Source organism: Sphingomonas sp. 179-A 2A2 NHS (genome assembly GCF_045371305.1).
GTDB lineage: Bacteria > Pseudomonadota > Alphaproteobacteria > Sphingomonadales > Sphingomonadaceae > Sphingomonas.
On the sequence record NZ_JBIQDE010000002.1, the window covers coordinates 493,091 to 515,532 of the forward strand.

The window sequence follows — 22,442 nt, forward strand, 5'->3', positions numbered from 1 at the left end:
GGCGCATCCGTCTAAGATGTTCCCTCATCGTCGGGCGGTTTGCTCGGCGGACTGGCTGTCGGGGGTGAACATTGGGGCATGCGCGGGATGGGCGACAGGAGCGCGCTGGCCGGCACGGGCGATACGACCGGCGAGGGCGATCGCGGCGAGGCGGAGTCGCGGCCGTGCGCCTTGTTGCCATCACCGGCCTTATTGCCTCTCCTCCCGGCGCGGCGCAGGTTGCCGCGGGGGACGCTAGGCCGCCGACGGGACGTGAGACGGTGACCGGTCGCGCGCGACCCGGCTACGCCCCGATCGGCATTCCGGTCGGCGGCTTCCGCCTCTTTCCCTCGCTCGAGGCCCGCGGCAGCTATGACAGCAACATCTATGCGCTCCCGGGCTCGCCGGTCGATGATGTCGCGCTGGTGCTCAGTCCGCGGCTCACGCTCCGCTCGGAAGAAACGCGGCGCTACGATATCGCGCTGATCGCCGATGCCGCGATCACGCGCTACGCACAGCAGACGATCGAGAACAACACCAGCGGGGTCGTTTCGGCCACCGGCCGGATCGAATTGGATCGCGATACTCAGCTATCCGCCAGCCTCACCGCGGCGCGGCGCATCCAGCGCCGCGGCACGGAGGACGAAGCGCTGGTCGGTGCACTGCCGCCCGTTGCCTATCGCGAGCTCACCAGCACGCTAGGCGCGGAACGGCGCTTCGGCCCGGTCACCGCCGCGCTCGGCGGCACGGTCAGCCAGTTCCGCTATGGATCCACCCAGGTCGACGGACGGCGCGTATCCCTGCGCGATAACAATGCCGAGCAGGCGGGTGCGAATGCGCGCGTTGCGGTGGCGGTCGGTCCGGCCGTCGGCGTGTTCGCGGCGGCACGATACAATGATGCGCGCTACGCTCGCAGCACGCGCCTGCCGAACCGCGATTCTGCCGGTTACGCGCTGCTTGGCGGGGTCGCTTTCGCCAACTCGCTTATCAATGGCGAGGCAGGCGTCGGCTACATGCGCCAGACGTTTAAGTCGCCGCTGTATCGCGACATCAGCGGGATCAATTACGGCGTCCGGCTGAACTGGGGCCCGACGCCGCTAGCCGACATTCATCTCGATGTCGGCCGAACGTTCCAGCGCAGCGCCCTGATCGGTGCAGCCGGCATCCGGCTCGATCGCGCCACGATCAGCGCTGATTATGAACTGCTCCGCAACCTGCTGCTCGACAGCGGTGTCACCTATACAATCGCCGATTATCGTGGTCTCGACCGGCGCGATCGCCGCCTCGAGGGCGCGTTCGGCGTCCGCTATCTGGCGAACCGCAACCTGTCGCTGGTCGGCTCGATCTCTGGTGCGAAGCAGCGCCGAGGCGCCAGTTCGCTGCTCAGTCGCGACTATGACCGCGTCCGCATCACCGCCGGCGTGCGGCTGCAGCTGTGATGCGCGCGCGCATGCTCCTTTCGGGTCCAGGCGCCGCATCGGTGAAAGGTGAACAAGCGTGACGAACGCAGTGGCCACCGTCGATGCACTGCGCGCTGGAACGCAGCTTGCGATCCCGTTTGAATATGCCGCCCCGGTGCCGGAGGACCGGATCGACCTCCGCGGCATCTGGTCGATCTTCCGACGGCGGATCGGCACCTTCCTGGCCGTGCTTATGCTGGTGCTGCTCGCCGGGGTGATCATCACCCTGCGGCAGACCCCGATCTACACCGCGCGTGCCAGCGTCGCGCTGAAGGGCACGCCACCCGTCGCGCCGCCATCGCTCGAGGAGGGCGGCGCGCCCCCCAGCAATCCCACCGACCAATATGTCGATACCCAGGTGGCGGTGATCAGCTCGGACGGGATGGCGGAAAAGGTCGCCGACGCGCTCAATCTCGAGGCGCGCCAGGACGTGCGCGTGGCGGAAGCCAGCCGGCCGGGGATGCTCGCACGATTGTTCGGCTCGTCCGGGAGGGAGGCGCGGCCGCGCACCGGCGAGGAGCGGCGGCTGGCGGCGATCGATTACGCGAAACGCGGGCTCGACGTGCGCCGCAGTGGCAGCACCTATGCGCTCGACATTGCCGTGGAATCCGAGGATCCGGTCGAAGCGACGCGGCTCGCCAATGAATATGCGCGGCAATATGCGCTCGCCGATCTCGGTGATCAGCAGGCGCAAACGCGAGACGCCAATACGCTGATTGCACAGCGGCTCGATCAACTGCGCGCCCGCGCCCAAGCGGAAACCGCGGCGGTGCAGCGCTACCGCATCGATAACAACCTGCTCAGCACCACGGGCACGTCGCTCACCGAGCAGGAAATCTCGACCTATAACCAGCAGGTCGCGACCGCACGGGCGGCGGCGGCCGAGGATCAGGCGCGGCTCGCCACGGCACGCGCGCAGCTTCGCTCGGGCTCGGAGGGCGATGACGTGGGTGAGGCGCTCGGCTCCCCGGTGATCGGATCGCTCCGCACGCAGCAGGCAGCGATCGGCGCACGGCTGGCGGATCTGACGGCACGGTACAGCGCGGTCCACCCCGATGTGGTCCGCGCACGCAGCGAGCTGGAATCGGTGAATCGCCAGATCGCGTCGGAAATCGATCGCGTCATCTCGAACCTCGCTGCCCGCGCCCGCGTGTCGCAGCAGCGGCTCGCCTCGCTCACCGGCACGCTCGGCCAGGCGCGCGGCGCCCTGGCGCAGAACAATCGCGCGATGGTCGATCTCAAGGATCTTGAACAGCGCGCGCAGACCTCGCAGGAACTCTATCAAAGCTATCTCAACCGCTACAAGCAACTGAGCGCACGCGAAGGCACCGAGCAGCCGACCGCCACCGTGCTCACCAATGCGCGTGTGCCGGATCGGCCAACCACGCCCAACCGCGTGCTCAACATGGCGCTGGCGATCGTTCTCGGCACCGCGCTCGGTATCGCGGCGGCCTTCACGCGGGAGCTTCATTTCGCCGGCCTCACCACCGCGGGTGACGTCGCGAAGAAGCTCCACGTTCGCTATCTTGGGCTCGTGCCCAGCGTCGGCAGCGTCACGCGCACAAAGGAGACGCCGGCCTCGCTGATCGTCAACGATCCGCGATCGTTCTTCGCCGAATCCTTCCGCTCGCTGCGCGCCTCGATCCGCTTTGCCGCCGGTACTGAGGCGAAGGTGATCGCGATCACCTCGGCGCTCCCCGGCGAGGGCAAGACGGCAACCGCGATCTGCCTCGCCCGCTCCTTCGCTTTGTCCGGCGAGCGCACCGTGCTGGTCGATTGCGACCTGCGCCAGCAGGGCGTCAGCCGCCGCCTGCCGGGGCGGGAAGGGCGGCCCGGCCTGATCGAGGTACTGCGCGGCGCGAACACGCTCGATGAGGCATTGTCGAAAGATTTCCAGACCGGGCTGGAAGTGCTGCCGGTGGTCGATGCGCATGATCAATCAGAGCTGCTGACCGGGGAGGAGATGGATCGCCTACTCGCGACACTGCGCGCCCGGTTTGATGCGATCATCCTCGATACCGCCCCGGTTCTGCCGATCGCCGATGCGCGGCTGATGCTGGACAAGGCGGATGCCAAGATCTTCGTCGTGCGCTGGCGAAGCACCCCTGATCACGCGGTGCGCGCCGCCTTCCGTCAACTCTCGCACGAGCGCGCATCGGTCACCGGCGTGGTGCTCACGCGCGTCGATCTCAAGAAGCTCAGCCGCTTCGGGCTGGGCGACGATGTCTCCTATTACGATCGGTACAAAAGCTATTATGGCTGATGCAGACGCCATGGTGCGCAGCGCGATCGAGGCTTGTCCTTCGGGCTTGCCGCGCCAGGTGATCGAGGGCCGCCCGCCCGGCTGGCCGCGGCGTGTCGCCATCGTCCACTACTGGCTCGTCACGATGCGTGGCGGGGAGCGGGTGGTGGAGCAGCTGCTGCGGCTGTTCCCGCACGCCGATCTCTTCACCCACGTCTATGCGGCGGACGGCGTGTCCGATCTCATTCGCGGGCAGCGGGTGACGGAGACGTTCATCGGCCGCTTGCCCGGCGCACGTCGCCATTATCAGAAGTATCTGCCGCTCATGCCGATGGCGCTCGAGCAGCTCGATCTCACCGGCTACGATCTGGTGATCTCCAGCGAGTCCGGCCCTGCCAAGGGGGTGATCGTGGCGCCCGACGCCACTCACCTTTGCTACGTCCACTCGCCGATGCGTTATCTGTGGGATCACTACCACCAGTATCGCGGCACTGCCGGCGCCGTCGCCCGCGCGATGATGCCCTGGCTGTTCCATCGCCTGCGCGGCTGGGACGTCGCCTCGGCCCAACGGGTCGACCGGCTGGTGGCCAACTCACGCTTCATCCAGGGGCGGATCACCAAATCCTGGGGCCGTCGCTCCGCGGTGGTCCACCCGCCGGTTGAGGTCGACCTGTATACCCCGGTGCCACCCGATCAGGTCACTGATCGCTACCTGTGGGTCGGTCAGATGACGCCGTACAAGCGCGCGGACATCGCGCTGGACTCGTTCAACCAGCTCGGCCTGCCGCTGCTGATGGTGGGGACGGGGGAGATGGCGGCGGAGCTTCGCCGCCGCGCGGGCCCGACGATCGAGATCGTCGAGCGCCTCGATTTCAACGGCCTGCGCCGCGCCTATGCCACCTGCCGCGCCCTGGTGTTCACCGCGGAGGAGGATTTCGGCATTGTCCCCGTCGAGGCGATGGCCTCGGGTCGCCCGGTCATCGCTTACGGCTGCGGCGGCGTGCTCGACAGCGTGGTGCCCCAGCGCACCGGCATCTTCTTCGAGGAGCAGAACGCCGGTTCGCTGGCGGAAGCGGTGCGCACCTTCGAGGATTGGCTTCCCGGCTTCGATCCGGTGGCAGCGGTGCAGCAGGCCCGTCGTTTCGCGCCGGCACATTTCGATGCCGGCATATTGCAGGCACTCGCCCTGTGATGATCCGACGCGCCGCACTGGCCGCCGCGCCGCTGGCGGCCATGCTGCTTCTCGCGCAAGGCGAGTTCGGCCCAAGGGTAATGCGCGCGGTGACGCGGTTCACCGCGGCTGACGGCACGGCGCCGCCGTCAGCCGGCGCGATCACCACCAGCGCGGCGGCGGCCGCGGCGGCGCTGCAGGCCGCGCCGGCCAGCGGCAGCGCCGCGATGCCGCTCGGCGTCCAGACGCATTTCAGCCAGGGCTGGGCCACCAGCCTCGTGGATCGCGTGCGCAGCAGCGGCGCCATGGGCGTGCGGGACAGCATTCCCTGGTCCCGCGGGGAGCCGACGCGCGGCCGCTACGCGATCGACAGCGCCGCACCCGCGGCGCTCGACGCCATATGCCGCGCTGGCGGCTCGCTGCTCCTGACGCTCACCCCGCAACATCCGGCCTATGACAATGGCCGGACGGTCAACAGCGATGCCGGCATCACCGCCTTCGCGCGCTACGCCGGGGAGCTTGGCGCGCGCTACGGCACCTGCCTCGCCGGGATCGAAATCGGCAACGAGATCAACGACAGCCGCAACCTCAACTATCCGGCGGGCCTCAACTGGCAGCCGCGCTACGTCATCCTCGTGCGCGCCGTGCGACGCGAGTTGCGCCGTCGCGGCTCGAATGCGGCGGCGGTCGGCGGATCGACCAACGTGATCGGCACCGGCTTCCTCGACACCTTGTTCGCCGCCGGCTTGCTCAATGCCGCGGATGCGATCGCGGTCCACCCGTACCGATCCGACGCGGAGAATGTCGATTTCGAGATCGCCCATCTCCAGGCGGTGATGCGCCGGCGTGGCAAGGTGCTGCCGATCTGGGCGACCGAGTTCAGTGACAATTTCGCCAGTGACACGCTCGCCGCCGAACAGCTGGTGCGGATGGTGACGCTGCTCAGCGCCGCCGGCGTCGCGCGCTCCTACTGGTACGCGCTGATCGACCAGCGCTGGTTCCGCAACATGGGGCTCTACGCGGCAAACGGCAGCGAGAAGCCGGCCGCCCGTGCCTATGCGCAGATGATCCCGCTCACCCGCGCCGCCCGCGCCACCTCGGTCGATGTCGGTGACGCTGGTATTCGGCTCTACCGCTTCGGCAACGCCGGCTTCGTGCTGTGGGGTGGGGGCGGGCGTGTCACGTTCAGCGGCAGGCCGGTGGTCCGCGATGCCTACGGCCGCGCGGTGCAGGGCGGCGGCGCCACCGTCGAGGCGGGCACGATCCCGCTCGTCATCACCGGGGCCAGCGGCGCGCGCCTCGCGCAGCGAAGCGGCATTCTCGCCGATACGTTGTTCGGCTATGGCAAGGCGCCCTGGTCCTATCTCGCGCAGACGAGCGACCGGAAACTCCACCCGCTCGACCTGCTCGACGGCCAGTTCGATACGTCGTTCGGCTCCCGCTTTTACAGGCCGCTGCGGATCAGCGGCGTCAGCGCCGCCGTGGCGGGCACGGGCGGTTCGCCGACTCGTGCGATCATCCGCTATACTGCACCGGCGGCGCGAACGGTCAGCCTCGCCGCCTGCTTCATGAAGCAAGCGAACGGCGACGGCGTCGACATTGCGATCGTCGCTGCCGGGCGAACGATCTGGAAACGGGTGCTGAAGACGCAGGAGATTGTGGCGCCGATCGACGTCTCGCTCGCTCGCGGCGATCAGCTCGACATCAGCGTCGGGCCCAACCAGACGAGTGGTGGGGACAGCTTCAGCTATCGCGCGCGATTGTTCACGCAAGGCAGCGGGCGCACGGTTGCCTGCCCCAACCGGGCCGTGCCGGCCGGCTGATCGATGCAGCCGACCTTCATCGGCATTGCGCAGCTACTGATCGGCGCCGTGCTGCTGGTCTGGGGCAGCATCCCGGCCACGTTGGCGTTCGTTATCGTGTCCGGCCTGATGGGCGGATCGGCCGCGCTCCTGCTGCCAGCGCTCGGTGGTTCCTCGATCCCCCCGATCAACCTCGCCATGGTCTTCCTCGTGCTTCGCCTGCTGCGCGACGGCGCGGCGCAGGGCCCCCGCCTGCTGATGGCGCTGCGCGATCTCGCGCCGCTCGCCGTCTTCGTCGGCTATGGCCTGCTGATGGCGTTTATCGGCCCCCGCCTGTTCGCGGGGCAGATCGACGTCACGCCCATGCGCGGCCAGTCCGCCAGTTCGTACACGAACATGATGGCCTATATCTACGCCGCGGTGCCGCTGCGCCCGACGCCGCAGAACATCACCACTTCCATCTATCTCGCCGGCACGCTGGTGCTCGCGCTCGCTGCTTACGTCGCGATCGGCAATCCGCGCGGCCGCGACACGTTGGTCAAGTCCGGCGCCGCGGTCGGCCTGATCCACGCCTTGCTCGGCGTCGTCGCGCTCGTCGTGAAGGGCGCGCCGGCGGATCAGGTCATCCAGCTGTTCCGCAACGGATCCTATGCGATCCTCGATCACAGCTACCAGGGCTTCGTGCGCATCACCGGCATTTTCCCGGAGGCGTCCGGCTACGGCACCTATGGCCTGGTGTGGATGGTGTTCCTCGCCGAGTGCGCCGTGCGCGGCGTGCGGCCGCGGCTCACCGGCGCCGCAGCGCTAGCGCTGTTCGCGGTGCTCGCCGCTTCCACCTCCACCACCGCTTACTTCGGGCTCGGCCTGTATATCGCGGTGCTGGTGCTGCGCATGCTCCTCTTCCCGCGCGCGATACGCCCGGCGGCGATGCTTGGCGTATTGGTGGTCGCGGTCGTCGGCGTGTTGCTCGTGCTAAGCGTAATGGCCGGCAGTCACCGGTTCGCGGCAGAGGTCGGGAACCTCATCCTTCACTTCACGGTCGACAAGGGTAATTCGCTGTCCGGGCTGCAGCGCAGCTTCTGGGCGCGGCAGGGGCTCGACGCCTTCGTCGCTACCGCCGGGCTCGGCATCGGCCCCGGCAGCTTCCGCTCGTCCAGCATCGCCACGGCCATCCTGGGGTCGACCGGCGTGATCGGCGCCAGCGCCTTCCTCTTCCTGCTGCTGCGCCTCTGGCAGCCGTGGAAGCGCAGCACCTTCGACGCTCAGGCGCCCGATCCTCGCGCCACCGGGGCCGCCGCCGCCTGGGCCTGCCTCGTCCTCTTCGCCACGCAATCGATCAGCGCCGCGACCTCCGATCCCGGCGCCGATTTCGCCATCCTCGCCGGCGCCGCGCTCGCGTTGCGGCGGATACGCGTGGCGATGCTTCACCCCGCGGCCATGTCACCCGCCGGTACGCCGGTCTTCGCGTGAGCCGGTGGCCCTTGGGTCAGCCGGATCAGCGCCTCGCGCGCCCGTGCGCGGACCGGCACGATTCCGATCGCCCATGCCACCGCGCCGCACAGCCCCGCCGCCAGCCCGCCCACCGCCGCGCTTGCCAGCAGCGTTGTCACCATCATCGCCGCCAGGCAATCCGCCGCGTCGCGATCCGCGTCCCGAGTCTTGAGCAGGAATTCTGCCGGCCCGGCATAAAGCAGGTTGCGCACGACGGTGATGAACACGGTGGCCAACGCGAAGACACCAAAGTCCCCCGGCGACAAATATCGCGTGGCAACCAATGTCACCGTCAGCGCGAACAATTGTGTGCCGCCGCGCGCTGCCATGGCGAGCAGCGCGTCGGCCGCGCTGCCCAATGGTCGGTTCATCCGCTGGCGAGGCGCATTATATGGCGCAGCAATTCGCCGCCCGCGCCGCCCCAGCTGAACTGCCGCGCCCGCTCGGCCCCGGCCGCCACCTTGGCCGCGCGCAGCGTGTCATCGTCCAGCGCGTGGATCGCCGCGCGCCAGCTCGCCGGATCGTCGACATCGGCATAGAGCGCGGCGTCGCGGCACATCTCGGGCAGCGCGCCCGCCGGCGCGACGATCGCCGGGCAGCCGCACAGCATCGCTTCCATCGGCGGCAGGCCGAAGCCCTCGGTGCGCGACGGCACCAGCAGGCTGTGCGCGCCTTCGTACAGCGCGCGCAGCGTGCGATCGTCGCAGGCGCCGACAAACACCGCGTCCGCCGGCACCGACAGCCCGCCCGCGGCAAGCGTCCCCCGATCCGGCCCGATCACCACCAGCCGAACGCCCATGTCGCCAGCCGCAAACGCGTCGAACACCACCTGGTTGTTCTTGTACCCCTTCGCGCTGCCGAACAGCAGCGCATAACCGCGCGGCCGCAGCCCCAGTCGCGTCAGCCCCGCCGCATCGGCCGGTGCCTCGCGGATATGATCGGCGCCATTGTACAGCACTGCGCTGCGGACCCGCGGCACCACGCCCAGCACGTCGAGCATCTGCCGCGAATAATGCGACACCGTCAGCACCGTCGCGCTGCGCCGCGCCATCAGCGGGGTCAGCCAGCGATAACCGAGCCGCTGGCGCAGCGGATAGCCGCTGTCGGGAAACAGGAATTGCGCATCGTGCAGCAGCAGGATCTGCCGCTTTGCCGCGACCGGCGCCAGATTGGCGAGGTTGACGATCACCGCGTCGCTGGCGGCGCGCGGCAGGCCGCCCTGTTCCCAGCGCTGGCTGTCACCGCTCGGCACGGTGACGAGCTCGATCCAGTCCAGCGCCGGCTGCCACCGCCGCCGCTCCGGCAGCATCAGCCGGGCGCGCGGCCGCTGCTGCCGGGGCAGGGCGCCAAGCAGCGCATCGCACTCGCGGATCAGCCGGTCGGCCACCCGGTGCACACCGTTCAGCCCACCCGCGTAGAATTTGCCGTTGAAGACGATCGGCCGCATCGGTGCGGTCAAAGCGTCTCGGCGCGGCGCGGATCGATCCGCCCGCGCACGAGATCGGCGATCGCCAGCGTATTGCCCCACAATCGTCCGCGCCGGTCGATATGTGCTTCCGGCCGGATGCTGCGCAGCAGGTTGGAGAACAGGTTCTGCGTCAGCAGCCGCCGGCCCAGGCCCGGCTGCATCGTGCCCTTGCGCGCGAGATAGACAACGTTCGCCACCTGAGAATAGCCGAGCTTGCGTCCTGACGTGCGCCCGCCCTTCACCCCCATGTGAACGCCGGTCACGCGCCCGGTGGAGACAAGGTGCCCGCGCCGCGCCAGCTGCATCGAAAAGTCGATATCCTCCAGCCAGCCGTATAGCGGCAGTTGCTCGTCGAACCGCAGCCCCGCAGCGGCGCTCATGCGGATCGACATGTTGCAGCCATAAAGCGCCTGGCGCCGGCGGAACTCGGGCGGGATCGCTGCCGCCTGCCGCCGGTTCAGTGCAATCGCCTCTTCGACGGAATATCCCGCCCCGTTGATCCCGTCCGCCACCAGCTCGCCGGTAATGCCGACGATATCGGGCTGCTGGTGGAAGATCAGCTCCACCTGCTCCAGATAGTCCGGGGCCGGCACGAAATCGTCGTCGAGGAACGTCACGATGTCCGCGCCCTCGCCGAGCAGGCCGAGCCCGTGATTACGCTGGTGCGCTGAGCCGCGCGAGCCAAGCGCCACGCGGACCCGCGCGTTCCTCTTGCCAACGCCCGCGACGTCGCTCGTCGTCACCCCCACCACGATCACCCCGTCCGGCGGCCGCGTCTGCTGCTCCAGCAAGGCAACCGTGCGCGCCGCGAGTGCGGCACGCCCGACAGTGGCGACAATGACGAACAGCCGGCTCATGCTTCCCCCGTTGGCGCAACGATCATCCGCTGCAGGATTGTCGTTCATTCGCTTTACGAACGATCGCGCCAAAGAACAGGAAGGTAGAGAGTAGTAACATCCGCATTGGATATTTCCTTGGCAAGCTAAGCTATTGATCGGTTGCCACGCTCGACTTTCCGAAGTCCCATGCTAGTCCGATCAAGGTGATAGCCGTCCTTTCCCGTCAGGATGATGTCGGCTGAACAACGGGGATGTCGGTCCGGGGATGGCAGGCGAGGGGCATGAACTGGCGATCAACGGGCGTTTCCTCACGCAGCCGACGACGGGGGTACAGCGCGTCGCGCGTGAACTGACCCGGGCGATCGACCGACTGGTGGCGAACGGCAGGAGCGACGTGCGGCTGCGCCTGTTGTGTGAGCCCGGGGCGCGGGCGGCGGATCTCGGTCTCGCCGTCACGGAAATCGAAACCGTGCGCGGCGGCCGCGGCCATTGGTGGGAGCAGGTCGCCCTGCCGCGCGCCGTGCGCCAGGCGCGGCTTTTATGCTTCGGCAACACCGCGCCGATCGCCAGCCTCATCGGGCCGCGGCCGGTGGCGGTGATCATCCACGATCTCTCCTACCGCCTCTATCCGGAGGCCTACAGCCGCCGCTATCGCCTGGCCCATTCGCTGATGCTGCCGCTGATGCTGCGCCATGCGGATCCGGTGATCACCGTGTCGGAGACCGAGCGCCAGGCGCTGTTGCGGCTCGCCTCCCGCGCGCGGCGGCCGATCGTGGTGGCGCAGAACGGCGGCTGGCGCGACGGGGAGGCCACGCCCCACATGCTGCCCCAGACGCGGCCACCGCCCCCGCAACCGGATCACCCGCGGCAGGGCTATCTCCTTTACGTCGGCTCCTTCTCGCGCCGGAAGAACTTTGATGGCGTGCTCGCGGCGGCGATCCGGCTGGCGCGCGAGGATGGGCTGAAAAGCGTCTTCGCCGGCGCCGGTGGTCCGATCCTTACGCCCATGGAGACGGATGTGCCGGCCGACGTGCGCGATCACATCCGCTTCGCCGGCCAGGTAGAGGATATCGACGAACTCGCGGCGCTTTACGCCGGTGCGCGCTGCCTCCTGCTTCCGTCCTTCTATGAGGCATCGCCGCTCCCCCCGGTGGAGGCGATGCGCTTCGGCTGCCCGGTCGTCGCGTCGGACATTCCGGCAATGCGCGAGCGCTGCGCCGATGCGGTCGAATATTGCGATCCCGCACGGCTCGACGATGTCGTCGCCGCGGTCCGCCGCGTCACCCGCGATGATCACCACGCCGCCCGCCTCGCCGAACGCGGTCTGGCCCATGTCCAGCGCTTTTCCTGGCGCCGTCAGGCGGAGATGGTGCTCGACGCGATCGGTGCCGGCCAAGGCACTGAGAATTTTGCGAACGATGCGGCGAAAGTCGGAACCGGGAGTTGATGCGTCGCACATCGATAGGGGAAGCTTCCATGGGCGATGATCGCGAAGCCAGGATCCGTGACCGGGCGTACCAGATCTGGGAAGAAGAAGGACAGCCCGAGGGCCGCGGTGCAGAGCACTGGGCGCAGGCCGAGCGTGAGATAGACGCGGCGCCTGATGTGGATAGCGGCGAAACCGCACAGGATCCGGGTGCGGCGACGAAGCCGGCAGCGGCCGTCTGAGCGGCCGCGGCATTGCTACCCCCAATTGACCGGCTGTTGCCGGGGTCGCCCTATCCGTTGGGCGCGACGTTCGATGGCCTCGGCGTCAATTTCGCTATCTTTTCCGCCAATGCCGATGCGATCGAGCTATGCATCTTCGATCCCGCCGGCAAGCGCGAGATCAAGCGCTTCTGGCTGCCCGAATGCACTGATGAGGTGTTCCACGGCTATCTGCCCGACGTGGAGCCCGGCCTCCTCTATGGCTATCGCGCGCACGGGCGGTATGAGCCTGAGGCTGGCCACCGCTTCAATCCCAACAAGCTGCTGCTCGATCCCTATGCGCGAAAGCTCCACGGCCAGATCCGCTGGACCGACGCGCTCCACGGCTATCGCATCGGCTCCCGCCGCGAGGATCTGAGCTTCGACAAGCGCGACAGCGCCGCCGCCATGCCAAAGGCGATGGTGGTCGACGATCATTGGGACTGGTCACGCGATCGCCGCCCCAACACGCCTTGGTCGGAGACGGTCATCTACGAGGCGCACGTCAAGAGCCTGACGAAGCTGATGGAGGAAGTGCCCGCGCGTGATCGCGGCACCTATGCGGCGCTCGGCCACCCCGCCGTCATCCGTCACCTCCAGCGGCTCGGCGTCACCGCGATCGAGCTTCTCCCGATCCAGGCCTTCACGCAGGATCGCTTCCTGCAGGAAAAGGGCCTGCGCAACTATTGGGGCTACAACACGCTCGGCTTCTTCGCCCCCGAGCAGGCCTATATGGCGCGCGAGCAGCAGGACGAGCTTCGCCGCGCCGTCTTCCGCCTCCACCAGGCCGGAATCGAAGTGATCATGGACGTGGTGTACAACCACACCTGCGAGGGCTCGGAACGCGGCCCGACGCTCTCCTGGCGCGGGCTCGACAATGCCAGTTACTATCGCCTCGTCGCGGACAACCCGCGCTACACGATCAACGACACCGGCACCGGCAACACGCTCAACATGAGCAAGGCGCGCGTGATCCAGATGGTCGCGGACAGCTTGCGCTATTGGGCGACCAGCTTCGGCATCGACGGCTTCCGCTTCGATCTCGGCCTCACCCTGGGGCGCGAGGCAACCGGCTTCGATCCCGGCGCCGCCTTCTTCGATGTGGTCCGGCAGGATCCGGTGCTCAGCCGGCTGAAGCTGATCGCCGAGCCGTGGGATGTCGGCCCCGGCGGCTATCAGCTCGGCCATTTCCCGCCCGGTTTCGCCGAATGGAACGACAAGTACCGCGACACGGTGCGCAGCTATTGGAAGGGTGATCCCGGCACCCGCGGCGATCTCGCCGCGCGTCTCTCCGGCTCGGGCGACCTCTTCGACCGCCGCTCCCGCCGCCCCTGGGCCAGCGTCAACTTCCTCGTCGCGCATGACGGCTTCACCCTCGCCGACACGGTGATGTACGAGGAGCGGCACAATGAGGCGAATGGCGAGGATAATCGCGACGGCCACGACAACAACCATTCGCGCAACTGGGGCGCGGAGGGGCCGACCGACGATCCAGCGATCAACGACGCCCGTGGGCGCGTCATGCGCTCGATGATGACCACGTTGCTCGCCTCGCTCGGCACGCCGATGCTGGTCGCTGGCGACGAATTCGGCCGTACGCAGCAAGGCAACAACAACGCTTATTGCCAGGATAACGAAATCAGCTGGCTCGACTGGAATGCCGCCGCGACGCCGGAGGGGCAGCAGCAGATCGATTTCACCGCTCGCCTGACCGAGCTTCGCCGCCGCTACCCCGTGCTGCGCGCGCCGACCTTCCTCTACGGACAGGATTCGCCCGGCCACGGCGTCAACGATGTCGAATGGTGGGACGAGCGGGGCGAGCGGCTCAGCGACGAGGATTGGCAGAATCCCGAGGGCCGCGCGCTGATGATGCGCCGCGCGGCAATGAACGACGCTGGCGAGGTGGAGGCGGTGTCGCTGCTACTCAACGCCAGCAGCGATCCCGTCACCTTCCGCCTGCCAAAGCCCGACACGAAGCGCACCATCCTGATCGACAGTGCCAAGCCCGATCAGGGCGAAATCGACATCGGCAGTGAATATGAGGTCGCGCCGCAGGGCGCCGTCCTCCTCAGCTGGACCAGCGCATGGGAGGAATGAACGCCTGGGGGCCGGAGCCGCTGCCCGACGGCACCACCCGCTTCCGCCTCTGGGCACCGGGCACGCCGCAGGTCGTCCTCGACTGCGACGACACGCATCTGCCGATGACGCCGCAGGACGACGGCTGGCATATCGCTGATCACTCGGCGCCGCCCGGCACCCGCTACCGCTTCCACATCGGCGACACACCTGTCCCCGATCCCGCCTCGCGTCGCCAGCATGGCGGCGTTCACGGCTGGAGCATCGTTCCCGATCACAGCCATGACTGGCGCGTGCCCGAATGGCGCGGCCGCCCGTGGCACGAGGTGGTGATCATGGAGCTTCACGCCGGCACGCTCGGCGGTTTCAGCGGCGTCACCCAGCGCCTCCCTGTCATGGCCGCGCTAGGCGTCACCGCAATCCAGCTCATGCCGATCAACGCCTTCGCCGGCGACCGCGGCTGGGGCTATGACGGTGTCCTGCCCTATGCCGTGCATGAGGCCTATGGCTCCCCCGCCGAGCTGCGCGCGCTGATCGACGCGGCGCACGAACTCGGCCTCAGCGTCTTTCTCGACGTGGTCTACAATCACTTCGGTCCCGACGGTAATTACCTCGGCCTCTATGCCGATCGCTTCTTCCACCGCGACGTCGCCACACCCTGGGGCGGCGCGGTGGCGGTCGACGAGGAACCCGTGGCGCGCTTCTTCATCGACAATGCGCTGATGTGGCTGCGCGACTATCGCTTCGACGGCCTTCGCTTCGACGCGGTCCATGCGATCGACAACCCCAGCTTCCTCGACGCCATGGCTGCCGAGATCCGCGCCGCGCTTCCCAACCGCCACGTCCATCTCGTGCTGGAAAACGAACATAATGACGCGGACCGCCTCCACGCCGCCGCCTATGATGCGCAGTGGAACGACGATTTCCACAACGTCATGCATGTGCTGCTGACCGGCGAGACCAGCGCTTATTATGCCGACTTCGCCGATCGTCCCGCAGAACGCCTCGCCCGCGCGCTATCGCAAGGCTTCATCTACCAGGGCGATCCCTCCCCCAACCAGGACGGCCGCCCCCGCGGCACGCCCAGCGGGCACCTTCCGCCGACCCGCTTCGTCAACTTCCTCCAGAACCACGACCAGGTCGGCAACCGCGCCATGGGAGAGCGGCTGACCCTGCTCACCGATCCGGCAAAGCTGCGCGCGGCCACTGCCCTCATGCTGCTCGCCCCGAACATCCCCTTGCTCTTCATGGGCGAGGAGGAGGGGAGCGAAAGCCCGTTCTTCTTCTTCACCGATTTCCACGACGATCTCGCCGACGCGGTTCGCGAGGGGCGACGGCGGGAGTTCGCCAAATTCCCCGCCTTTGCCGATCCTGCGGCGCGCGAGCGTATTCCTGATCCCAACGCGCCGGAGACGTTCGAAAGCTCACGGCCCCAGCCGGGCCCCGCGGCACCCAGCTGGACGGCACTATACCACCAACTGCTGACGGTCCGCCGCGAACGGATCGTGCCGCAGCTCCACGACGTCCGTTCGCTCGGCGCGGAAGCGACCGGCGATGCGGCGGTTACTGCGCGCTGGCAGCTGGCGGACGGTACAATCTTGACCATGGCGATCGATCTCGCCGACCATCCGGCACCATTGCCCACCATTGCCGGCCAGATCTTCACCATTGATGGCCGTTTCATCGCCGGGATTGCACGGTGAACGCGCTCGATTCCGCCGCCACCGCTGCCGGTCTTCAACGCCAGTGGGTCGACGCCGACGGCCGCCCGCAGCAGGTGCCGGATGCGGTGCTGGAGGCGATCCTCGCGAACCTCGGTACCACGCCTCCCACGCACCGTTTCCTCTCCGCCGAGGCCGGCGCCACCCTCCCGCTCGATCGCGCCTACGATCAGGCGCTGCTGGTGCTGGAGGACGGCACCGAGATGCTCGCCCCCATGACGCTCGACGGCGACCTCCAGGCGCCCGACGCGATCGGCTACCATCAGCTTCTCATCGATGGCGACGCGATCACCCTCGCCATCGCCCCCCGCCGCTGTCCGCAGCCGACCGGCCTTGGCTGGGGCGTGGCTGTGCAGATCCCCGCGCTGCGCGGCGCCCGCGACACCTCGTTCGGCGATTTCGGCACGCTCGCACAAAGCGCCGCGGCGCTTGGGCAAGCCGGGTGTAGCGCCCTCGCGATCAGCCCGACGCACGCACTATTTCCCAGCGATCCGCGTCGTTTCAGCCCCTATTCGCCGTCCAGCCGCCTCTTCCACAATGTGCTTCTCGCCGATCCGGGGCTGATCGGCGCCCCCCTCCCGCCAGAGCCCGCCGGGGACCTGATCGACTGGCATTCGGCCATCCCGGCGCGGCTCGCGCACCTTCGCGCCGCGTATGACGCGCGGTCGGATGCGGTGCGCGGGGCGGTCACCGCCTTCCGCCGCGTGCGCGGTCCGGATCTCGAATGCCACGCCCGCTTCGACGCACTGTGCGCCGCCTTCGCCTCCAGCGATTGGCGTGACTGGCCGGCAGCGTACCACGACGCCGATGGCCCCGCGGTCAGCCGCTTTGCCGGGGAAAACCCGCAGGAGATCGGCTTCTACGCCTTCCTCCAATGGCTCGCCAACGAAAGCCTGAAGACGGCGCAGGCCGCCGCGCGCGAGCGTATGGCAACCGGCCTCATCGCCGATCTGGCGGTGGGCGTCAGCCCGTGCGGCAGCGCTGCGTGGAGCCATCCGGCGGATCTTCTCACCGGCCTAACCATCGGCGCGCCGCCCGATCCGCTAGGGCCGGACGGACAGAGCTGGGGCATCACCACCTTCGATCCTTTCGCGCTCGCCCGCGCAGGCTTCGCGCCCTTCATCAAGACGATCCGCGCGGCGCTTGCCCATGCCGGCGGCATCCGGATCGACCATGCGCTCGGCCTCGACCGGCTGTGGGTCATCCCGCAGGGCGCGGCCGCGAGTGAGGGCGCGTACCTCACGATGCCCGGCGCACATCTGAAGCGCATCGTCGCGATCGAGGCGCACCGCGCCGATGCCCTGGTTATCGCCGAGGACCTCGGCACCGTGCCGCCCGGCTTCCGCGACGATCTCGCGGCGCGCGGCATGCTCGGCATGCGCGTCCTCTTGTTCGAGCGTGATGCGGCAGGCGCCTTCGTCCCGCCCGAACGCTGGCCCGGGGCGGCGGTGGCGATGACCGGCACGCACGATACGCCCACGCTCGCCGGCTGGTGGACCGGTCGCGACATCCACTGGGGCCGCCAGCTCGGCCGCGGCGGCATGGACGCTGCGGACCAGCAGCGCACCGCCGAGAAGGCATCGCTGTGGCACGCGATCGGCGGCAGCGGCGACGTACCAGCCGATCCGCCGCTCGATCCGATCCTCGATGCCGTGGCGGCCGCGCCCCAGCCGCTCGCCATCTTTCCGATGGAGGATCTCCTCGGGCTGGAGGAACAGCCGAACCTGCCGGGCACGATCGACGAACACCCCAACTGGCGCCGCCGCATGCCCGATGACACCGCGGCCCTGCTCACCCGGCCGGAAGTCGCCGCGCGCACCCGGCGGCTCTCCGACGTGAGGCCCGGATGATCCCGCGCGCGACCTACCGCCTGCAGTTCCACGTCGGCTTCACCTTCGCCGATGCAGAGGCGATCGTGCCCTATCTCGACGATCTCGGCATCAGCCATGTCTATGCCTCCCCGATCACCAGCGCGGTGCCGGGCTCCACCCACGGCTATGACGTCGTCGATCCCACCCGCATCAATCCCGAGCTTGGCGGTGAGGAGGGCTTCCGCAGCCTCGTCGCGGCGCTTCAGGCGCGCGGCATGGGTGTCATCATCGATATCGTGCCCAACCATATGGGCGTCGCCGACGGGGCCAACCCCTGGTGGAACGACGTGCTGCGTCGAGGCCCAGACAGCGAATACGCCCGCGTGTTCGACATCGACTGGCGTCGCCCGGTCCTGCTCCCCGTGCTCGGCACCCCGCTCCGCCAGGCGCTGGGCGACGGCGCCATCACCCTGGAACGGGACGAGGATCGCTGGACGATCGTTGCTTACGGAGAGCACCGCTTCCCGATCCGTGACGAGGATCAGGCGACAGCGGCCGACGTGCCGCTCGAGGTGCTGCTCGCGCGGCAGCATTACCGGCTCGGCTGGTGGCGAAGCGCGAATGACGAACTCAACTGGCGCCGCTTCTTCGCGATCAACGAACTGGCGGGCGTGCGGGCCGAAGACCCCGCAGTGTTCGATCTTACCCACGCGCTCTACTTCCGCCTGTATGACGAAGGGCTGATCCGGGGCGTGCGCGTCGACCATGTCGACGGCCTCGCCGATCCCGCAGGATATTGCCGCCGGCTGCGCACCCATCTCGGGGAGCAAGCGTGGATCGTGGTCGAGAAGATCCTGGGTCCGGGCGAGGAGATGGCGTCGGATTGGGGCATTCACGGCACCAGCGGTTATGATTTCATGGAGCAGGCCTCAGCCGTGCTCCACGATCCCGCCGGGGCGCTGCCGCTCGGCGCGCTGTGGCACGATGTGAGCAGCCGGCCCGCCGATCTGGCGCCGGAGGAACTGCTTGCCCGGCAGCAGCTCCTCGCCTGGCAATTCACCGGCCAATTGGAAGGCTGCGCCGCCGCCTTCGCTGCGCTTGCCGCCAGCGCGCGCGGCGCCGAAGGTTTCACGGTCGCCATGCTGCGCCGCGCGATCGAGCGGCTGCTGTGGGTCTTCCCGGTCTATCGCACCTACGGCACCGGCAGCAGCGCACCGGCGAACGACGAGGCCGTGCGCGCAGAGGTCCGCCGGCGCGTTGCGCCCCACGTGCCGCCGGGGGAGGAGCCGGTCGTCGCGCTGATCCTCGATTGGCTCGCCGGCACATCGCCGGGTGACACCGCGCTCGCGGCCGAAGCGGTGCGCCGTTTCCAGCAACTCTCCGCCCCGATTGCGGCCAAGGCGCTCGAGGACACCGCCTTCTACCGCTACGGGCGCCTGCTTTCGCGCAACGATGTCGGCTTCGATGCCGCGTGGCTCAGCCTGTCGCCGGCCAAATTCCATGCCGCGATGAAGGATCGCGCAGCGCGCTGGCCGGCGGCGATGCTCACCACCGCGACGCACGATCACAAGCGCGGCGAGGACAGCCGCGCGCGGCTCGCCGTGCTCAGCACCATCCCCGATCGCTGGCGCGCGGAAGTCGCCCGCTGGGAAGCGCTTGCCGATCCGCTCTCCGCCGGCGTCGACCGCGGCGATCGTTACATGCTCTTCCAGTCGCTGCTTGGTGCCTGGCCGGCGACGCCCGAGGCCGATTTCGCTGACCGCATCATCGCCTGGCAGACCAAGGCGCTGCGCGAGGCCAAGCTCCGCTCCTCCTGGGAAGCGCCCGACGAGGCCTATGAGGATCGTTGCAACACGCTCGCCCGTGAACTGATCGGCAGCTCGGACTTTCGCGACGCAATGGACGATTTCGTCCGCGAGATCGCGCCTGCCGCCCTACGCAACACGCTGGCCACCGTCGCGCTGCGCCATACTGTCCCCGGCGTTCCGGATCTCTACCAGGGCGCTGAGCTGGACGACCTCAGCCTGGTCGATCCCGACAACCGCCGACCGGTCGACTTCGCGGCCCGAATCGACGCCCTCGCCGATCCCCCGCCCAAACTGAAGCTCATCCGGGACCTGCTGGCGCACCGCCGCGCGCATCCCGACCTGTTCCTGCGCGGCAGCTACGAACCGGCCGACGTGACGGGCGACGCTACGGTCATCGCCTTCGAACGCCGCGTTGATGGTAGGGCGCTACGGCTCGCCGTCCTTCTCCGCGGATCGACCACTGGCGTTGCAATAACCTTCCCCTCGGGCGCTCAGCGCGATGCCGCTGAGCTGTTCGCCAACAGCGACGTGTGGTTCGAGATCGGCTGAAGCCAGATCGTCATCAGCCTCCCTCATGCCGCAAGCGATCAAGAAAATGATATAACACCCCCTTGATACATTATCTCATGCACTTTAGGGGGTCCTTCCAAGTGCTGGGAGGGCCTTGGTGAAACGAATCTCGATCTTGCTTGCCGGTAGTGCGGCGATCTGTTCCCCTGCGATGGCGCAGGAAGCGCCGCCGAACGACGCTGCTGTTCAGACTATGCCGGCACCCGTCGCCTCGTCCAGCTCAACCCATGTCGAAAATGATCGCGAGATCGTGATCACCGCGCCGTTCGTGCGCGATCTCGATATTCTCGCCGGTAAGTCGGTCATTTCGGGCGATCAGCTCACCCGCGACATTCGCCCGCAGATCGGTGACACCCTGGTCAGCCAGCCCGGCGTCTCCGCCACGTCGTTCGGCCCCGGCGCCTCGCGCCCGGTGCTGCGCGGCTTTCAGGGTGAGCGCGTTCGCGTGTTGACCGACGGGCTTGGCTCGCTCGACGTGTCCAACACCTCGGCCGATCACGCGGTGACGATCGATCCGCTCACGGCCGAGCGGATCGAGATCCTGCGCGGCCCCGCGGTGCTGCTGTTCGGCAGCCAGGCGATCGGCGGCGCCGTCAACGTCATCGATCGGCGCATACCGCGCGTGGTGCCGGAACATGGCTATCACGTCGATGCGATCGGCACTTACGGCTCGGCGGCCGACGAACGCAGTGTCGGCGCCGGCGTCGACGCGGCGCTCTCGTCGCAGATCGTCGTCCATGTCGACGGCAGCTATCGCAAGACCGACGATCTGCGCATCGGTGGCTATCAGCTGTCGCCGGAGCTTCGGTCGGATCTGCTTCACCTCGCGGAGCATCAGGCGGAGGACGGCCATGCCGATGAAGCCGCCGAATCCACGGCGCTTGCCAACCGCCGCGGCCGCCTGCCCAACAGCGGCACGGAAACCTATACGCTGGGTGCCGGCGTCGCGCTGATCAACGACGGCGGCAGCCTCGGTTTCTCGGTCGGCTATTACGACACCAAGTACGGCGTCGCCGAGCGGCCGGAGATCGCCGATCCGCACGGCCACGGCCACGATCATGACGACGGGCACGATCACGGCGACGACCATGGCGGCGGGCATGATCACGACGCCGTCACCATCGGGATGAAGCAGTTCCGCGCCGACATGCGCGGCGAGGTGAACACCTACGGCAGCTTCATCGACAAGATCCGGTTCCGCGCGGGCTTTGCCGACTACGACCATACCGAGTTTGAGGGCGGCGAAGTCGGCACCGTGTTCAACTCGCAAGCCTTTGAGGGCCGGCTGGAACTCGTCCAGGCGGATCGCAACGGCTGGCGCGGCGTCACTGGCTTCCAGGGCTTCACCCGCGACTTCTCTGCCGTGGGTGAGGAGGCGTTCGTCGCACCGAACGTCACCGATCAATACGGCTTCTTCACCCTGCAGGAGTTCAACTTCGGCAAGCTCGGGCTAGAGGCAGCGGCGCGCTACGAACATACCAATGTGCGCGGCACCAACGTGCGCCTGGGGCTGGACGATGACGCACCCGTCGCCACGATCAGCCGCCAGTTCGATGCCTTCTCGGGCGCACTCGGTGTCTCCTACGCGGTCGCCCCGGAAGTGAAGATCGGCATCAACGGCTCGCGCGCCGTGCGTGCGCCGTCGGGCGAGGAGCTGTTCTCCAACGGCTCGCACGTCGCGACCCAGGCCTATGAAGTCGGCAATCCCGATTTCCGCAAGGAGAAGAGCTGGGGCGCGGAGGTCTACGCCCGCGGCGTCGCCGGACCGCTGACCTTCCAGCTGAGCGGCTATGCCACCTGGTTTGACGATTACATATACGAAGGCGAGACCGATCTTGAACGGAACGGCCTGCCGGTGTTCCAATATCGTCAATCCGGCGCGCGCTATTATGGCGTGGAGGGCGAGGTGACGGCCAAGCTCCTGCGCCGTGGCAGCTTTGAGCTCGATGGCAATGTCGTCGCCGATTATGTCCGCGCGACGCTCAACAACGGTGGCGGCCCGGTGCCCCGCATTCCGCCGCTGCGCGTGCTCGCCGGGCTCAGCGCCAGGAGCGGCCCGATCGGCGGCCGCGTCGAGGTGGAGCATGTCACCCCGCAGAACCGCATCGCTGCCTTCGAGACGCCGACCGACGATTTCACCCTCGTCAACGCCTCGCTGTCGTGGAAGCCGTTCGGCACCGAAAGTGAGACGACGCTGATCCTGTCGGCGAACAACATCTTCGATGTCGATGCACGCCGGCACGCGTCCTTCACCAAGGATTTCGTGCCGCTTGCCGGCCGCGACATTCGCGTGGCGGCGCGGATTAGCTTCTGATCCC

At 68.1% G+C, this 22,442-nt stretch carries 15 protein-coding genes; 12 read left to right on the top strand and 3 right to left on the bottom strand.

The annotated features are described in order from the left end of the window. Positions 1-164 precede the first annotated feature (164 nt). From ACH0AE_RS05680 to ACH0AE_RS05700, 5 genes are all read left to right on the top strand, one after another. Positions 165-1,418, top strand: a complete 1,254-nt coding sequence (locus tag ACH0AE_RS05680; protein WP_294442372.1) for an outer membrane beta-barrel protein — start codon at positions 165-167, stop codon at positions 1,416-1,418. Between the two features lie 58 nt (positions 1,419-1,476). Then, on the top strand, positions 1,477-3,702 hold the full coding sequence (locus tag ACH0AE_RS05685; RefSeq protein WP_406875530.1) for a GumC family protein: 2,226 nt from the start codon (positions 1,477-1,479) through the stop codon (positions 3,700-3,702). Between the two features lie 124 nt (positions 3,703-3,826). Further along, entirely contained in the window at positions 3,827-4,873 is a 1,047-nt protein-coding gene (locus ACH0AE_RS05690) for a glycosyltransferase (protein ID WP_294442424.1), read from the top strand. Then, the gene (locus tag ACH0AE_RS05695) at positions 4,873-6,675 is read left to right on the top strand and encodes a glycosyl hydrolase (protein WP_294442425.1); all 1,803 of its coding nucleotides are present in this window, start codon (positions 4,873-4,875) and stop codon (positions 6,673-6,675) included. The genes ACH0AE_RS05690 and ACH0AE_RS05695 overlap by 1 nt, the downstream gene beginning before the upstream one ends. 3 nt (positions 6,676-6,678) lie before the next feature. Continuing rightward, positions 6,679-8,124, top strand: a complete 1,446-nt coding sequence (locus ACH0AE_RS05700) for a hypothetical protein (protein ID WP_294442374.1) — start codon at positions 6,679-6,681, stop codon at positions 8,122-8,124. Here the strand turns inward: ACH0AE_RS05700 and ACH0AE_RS05705 are convergent. Genes ACH0AE_RS05705 through ACH0AE_RS05715 form a run of 3 tightly spaced genes read right to left on the bottom strand, consistent with a single transcriptional unit; the run spans position 8,079 to position 10,470 of the window. After that, positions 8,079-8,516, bottom strand: a complete 438-nt coding sequence (locus ACH0AE_RS05705; RefSeq protein WP_294442375.1) for an oligosaccharide flippase family protein — start codon at positions 8,514-8,516, stop codon at positions 8,079-8,081. The genes ACH0AE_RS05700 and ACH0AE_RS05705 overlap by 46 nt on opposite strands. Further along, positions 8,513-9,604 carry a glycosyltransferase family 1 protein gene (locus tag ACH0AE_RS05710; RefSeq protein WP_294442376.1) on the bottom strand — a complete coding sequence of 364 codons (1,092 nt, stop codon included), beginning with the start codon at positions 9,602-9,604 and terminating at the stop codon, positions 8,513-8,515. The genes ACH0AE_RS05705 and ACH0AE_RS05710 overlap by 4 nt, the downstream gene beginning before the upstream one ends. Next, positions 9,601-10,470 carry a glycosyltransferase family 2 protein gene (locus ACH0AE_RS05715; RefSeq protein ID WP_294442377.1) on the bottom strand — a complete coding sequence of 290 codons (870 nt, stop codon included), beginning with the start codon at positions 10,468-10,470 and terminating at the stop codon, positions 9,601-9,603. Before ACH0AE_RS05715 ends, ACH0AE_RS05710 begins: the two co-directional genes overlap by 4 nt. Before the next feature lie 247 nt (positions 10,471-10,717). Between ACH0AE_RS05715 and ACH0AE_RS05720 the strand changes: the two genes are divergently transcribed. The 7 genes from ACH0AE_RS05720 to ACH0AE_RS05750 all read left to right on the top strand — a co-directional run bounded on the left by ACH0AE_RS05720 (position 10,718) and on the right by ACH0AE_RS05750 (position 22,438). Further along, entirely contained in the window at positions 10,718-11,899 is a 1,182-nt protein-coding gene (locus tag ACH0AE_RS05720; protein ID WP_294442378.1) for a glycosyltransferase family 1 protein, read from the top strand. Positions 11,900-11,928: 29 nt separating this feature from the next. Next, positions 11,929-12,120 (top strand): DUF2934 domain-containing protein, encoded by a 192-nt coding sequence (locus ACH0AE_RS05725; protein WP_294442379.1) that lies wholly within the window; start codon positions 11,929-11,931, stop codon positions 12,118-12,120. Positions 12,121-12,156: 36 nt separating this feature from the next. Further along, on the top strand, positions 12,157-14,235 hold the full coding sequence (gene glgX, locus ACH0AE_RS05730) for a glycogen debranching protein GlgX (protein ID WP_406875531.1): 2,079 nt from the start codon (positions 12,157-12,159) through the stop codon (positions 14,233-14,235). Next, complete coding sequence (treZ, locus tag ACH0AE_RS05735) at positions 14,223-15,917, top strand: malto-oligosyltrehalose trehalohydrolase (RefSeq protein ID WP_406875532.1); 1,695 nt, start codon at positions 14,223-14,225, stop codon at positions 15,915-15,917. Before glgX ends, treZ begins: the two co-directional genes overlap by 13 nt. Next, positions 15,914-17,785 (top strand): 4-alpha-glucanotransferase, encoded by a 1,872-nt coding sequence (gene malQ / locus ACH0AE_RS05740; RefSeq protein WP_406875533.1) that lies wholly within the window; start codon positions 15,914-15,916, stop codon positions 17,783-17,785. The genes treZ and malQ overlap by 4 nt, the downstream gene beginning before the upstream one ends. Then, complete coding sequence (treY, locus tag ACH0AE_RS05745) at positions 17,782-20,103, top strand: malto-oligosyltrehalose synthase (protein WP_294442383.1); 2,322 nt, start codon at positions 17,782-17,784, stop codon at positions 20,101-20,103. The genes malQ and treY overlap by 4 nt, the downstream gene beginning before the upstream one ends. A 118-nt stretch (positions 20,104-20,221) precedes the next feature. Further along, complete coding sequence (locus ACH0AE_RS05750; protein WP_294442384.1) at positions 20,222-22,438, top strand: TonB-dependent receptor; 2,217 nt, start codon at positions 20,222-20,224, stop codon at positions 22,436-22,438. Positions 22,439-22,442 lie beyond the last annotated feature (4 nt).

Coding starts and splice junctions, on each gene's coding strand:
- ACH0AE_RS05695 (WP_294442425.1), top strand. CDS start 4,873: ATGATCCGACGCGCCGCACTGGCCGCCGCGCCGCTGGCGGCCATGCTG.
- ACH0AE_RS05720 (WP_294442378.1), top strand. CDS start 10,718: ATGGCAGGCGAGGGGCATGAACTGGCGATCAACGGGCGTTTCCTCACG.
- ACH0AE_RS05690 (WP_294442424.1), top strand. CDS start 3,827: ATGCGTGGCGGGGAGCGGGTGGTGGAGCAGCTGCTGCGGCTGTTCCCG.
- ACH0AE_RS05725 (WP_294442379.1), top strand. CDS start 11,929: ATGGGCGATGATCGCGAAGCCAGGATCCGTGACCGGGCGTACCAGATC.
- ACH0AE_RS05700 (WP_294442374.1), top strand. CDS start 6,679: ATGCAGCCGACCTTCATCGGCATTGCGCAGCTACTGATCGGCGCCGTG.
- treY (WP_294442383.1), top strand. CDS start 17,782: ATGATCCCGCGCGCGACCTACCGCCTGCAGTTCCACGTCGGCTTCACC.
- treZ (WP_406875532.1), top strand. CDS start 14,223: ATGGGAGGAATGAACGCCTGGGGGCCGGAGCCGCTGCCCGACGGCACC.
- ACH0AE_RS05715 (WP_294442377.1), bottom strand. CDS start 10,470: ATGAGCCGGCTGTTCGTCATTGTCGCCACTGTCGGGCGTGCCGCACTC.
- ACH0AE_RS05705 (WP_294442375.1), bottom strand. CDS start 8,516: ATGAACCGACCATTGGGCAGCGCGGCCGACGCGCTGCTCGCCATGGCA.